This window comes from Ramlibacter sp., from assembly GCF_035706265.1.
GTDB lineage: Bacteria > Pseudomonadota > Gammaproteobacteria > Burkholderiales > Burkholderiaceae_C > Ramlibacter.
In genome coordinates this window covers 1-2029 of sequence record NZ_DASSVG010000629.1, presented here as the reverse complement: position 1 = coordinate 2029, position 2029 = coordinate 1, and the positions used below count along the sequence as shown (strand labels likewise).

The 2029-nt window shown below is 69.5% G+C and carries 3 protein-coding genes; 2 read left to right on the top strand and 1 reads right to left on the bottom strand.

The features are described 5' to 3' along the window. Both VFM98_RS22665 and VFM98_RS22660 read left to right on the top strand, forming a co-directional pair. A partial coding sequence (locus VFM98_RS22665; RefSeq protein WP_325112158.1) for a tripartite tricarboxylate transporter substrate binding protein occupies positions 1 to 932 on the top strand: 932 nt, incomplete at its 5' end. A gap of 59 nt (positions 933 to 991) precedes the next feature. Beyond that, the gene (locus tag VFM98_RS22660; protein ID WP_325112157.1) at positions 992 to 1744 is read left to right on the top strand and encodes an SDR family NAD(P)-dependent oxidoreductase; all 753 of its coding nucleotides are present in this window, start codon (positions 992 to 994) and stop codon (positions 1742 to 1744) included. A gap of 46 nt (positions 1745 to 1790) precedes the next feature. On the opposite strand, the gene VFM98_RS22655 is transcribed toward VFM98_RS22660, so the two are convergent. Beyond that, the coding region (locus VFM98_RS22655; protein WP_325112156.1) for a CoA transferase at positions 1791 to 2029 on the bottom strand (239 nt) is incomplete at its 5' end.

The window sequence follows — 2029 nt, the reverse complement described above, 5'->3', positions numbered from 1 at the left end:
CCCTGCCCGGCCCGCTGTTGGCACAGGCCCCGGCCTGGCCGGCCCGACCCATCCGGCTGGTGGTGCCCTATCCGCCGGGCGGGCTCACTGACGTGCTGGCTCGCCTGGTGGCACAGAAGGCAAGCGAGCAGCTCGGCCAGGCGATCGTGGTGGAGAACCGCCCCGGCGCCAGCACCATCCTGGGCGCCGAGCTGGTGGCCAAGGCGGCGCCCGACGGCCACACCTTCCTGATGGCGGCGGCAACCACGCTCACCACCAATCCGCTTCTGTTCAGGAAGCTGCCCTACAAGCCGACCGACTTCACTCCGGTGGCGCTGGTGGGCACGGTTCCCTTCGCGCTGGTTGCGCATCCGTCGGTGCCGGCCAGCAACCTGCAGCAGTTCGTCGCGCATGCGCGAGCCAACCCCGGGCAGCTGACCTACTCCACCGTGGGACAGGGGGCATCTTCGCACCTGGTGGGCGAGATGTTCAAGGGCGCCACGCGCACGGTCTTGCGCGACATCCCGTACAAGGGCTCCGCCCCGGCACTGACCGCCGTTGTCGCGGGCGAAGTCCACGCCACCTTCGACGGGCTCACCAACTACCTGCCGTACGCGCGCAGCGGCAAGCTGAAGATCCTCGCCGTGTTCAGTGACCACCGCGTGCCGGCTGCTGACACGATCCCGACCATGGTGGAAAGTGGCTACCCCGAGGCGGTGGCCTACTCCTGGTTCGGCATCGTGGCGCCGGCCGGCACGCCGGCGACGATCGTGAACCGCTTCAACCAGGCCGTGAACGCGAGCTTGCAGGCGTCGGAACTGCGCGAGCGGCTGCGCGCCGACGCCTCCGACGGGCCCATTCTCTCGGCTGAAGCCTATGGGGACTTCATGCAACGGCAGGCACAGGTGTGGGGCAAGGTGATCACGCCTCTGAAGCTGGAACTGACCCAGTGATTCGCGGGCCGGGCGTGCGTCCCGGCGGCAACGACATTTCGATTTCAAGGAAGGAAAGCATGAAACCATTGGAAGGGCGAATCGCCCTCGTCACCGGCGCTGGATCCGGCCTCGGCCGGGCCGACGCCGTCGTGCTCGCGGAGCGCGGCGCGGCCGTGATCGTCAACGACGTGAATGCGGAAGGCGCCGACGAGACGGTGGCCCAAATCGTCGCCGCCGGGGGCCGCGCCCTGGCCTGCGTCGCCGACGTGGGAGCGTCGGCAGCGATTGCCGAGGCGATCGCGCAAACCACCGCGCAGTTCGGGGAAGTGGACATCCTGGTGAACAACGCCGGCATCCCCAGCCGGCGCCAGCCCTTCGACGAGGTGCGCGACGACGAACTCGAGCGCATGTTCCAGATCCACGTGATGGGGAGCTGGTACTGCACGCGTGCCGTCCTGCCTGGCATGAAGCGCCGGCGCCGGGGCAAGATCGTCAACACTTCTTCGATCCTGGGCATGGCGGGGCGCAAGCGCGGCTCGCACTATGCGGGGGCCAAGGCGGCACTGATCGGGCTGACCAAGGCCTGGGCGCGGGAATTCGCCGAGTGGAACATCCAGGTCAACGCCGTGGCACCAGGCCGCGTCCGCACGCCCATCCTGGGCGCCTTCGCGGACAGCGAGGAGTACAAGCGCGACCTGCTGGCCAACGTGCCGCTGGGGCGGCGCGGCGAGCCGGAGGAAGTGGCGTGGCTGGTCGCCTTCCTGGCGTCGCGCGAGGCCGACTTCATCACGGGCCAGGTGATCAGCCCGAACGGCGGCGAGGTGATCTGAGCATCGGGGGCCGCCCAGCGCTGCCCTTGCGGGCAGCGCGCCGGCTTCACAGCACCTGCTGGGCGCGCAGTTCCTCGACCTGGGCCGCACTCAGCGCCAGCCGCTGCGCCAGGATCGCCATCGTGTCCTCGCCGAGACGCGCACTCGGCTCGTAGGGCACCGCGGCATCGTCGCCGGAAAAGCGCAACGGCGTGGTCGGCACGACGATGCGGCCGTACTCGGGGTGGTCGATCCACTTCAGCGCGCCGCGGGCGTGCAGGTGCGGATCGTTCACCACTTCCACCA

Bases quoted from the DNA above. Each gene is read 5' to 3' on its own strand.
- VFM98_RS22660 (WP_325112157.1), top strand. From the start codon at position 992: ATGAAACCATTGGAAGGGCGAATCGCCCTCGTCACCGGCGCTGGATCC.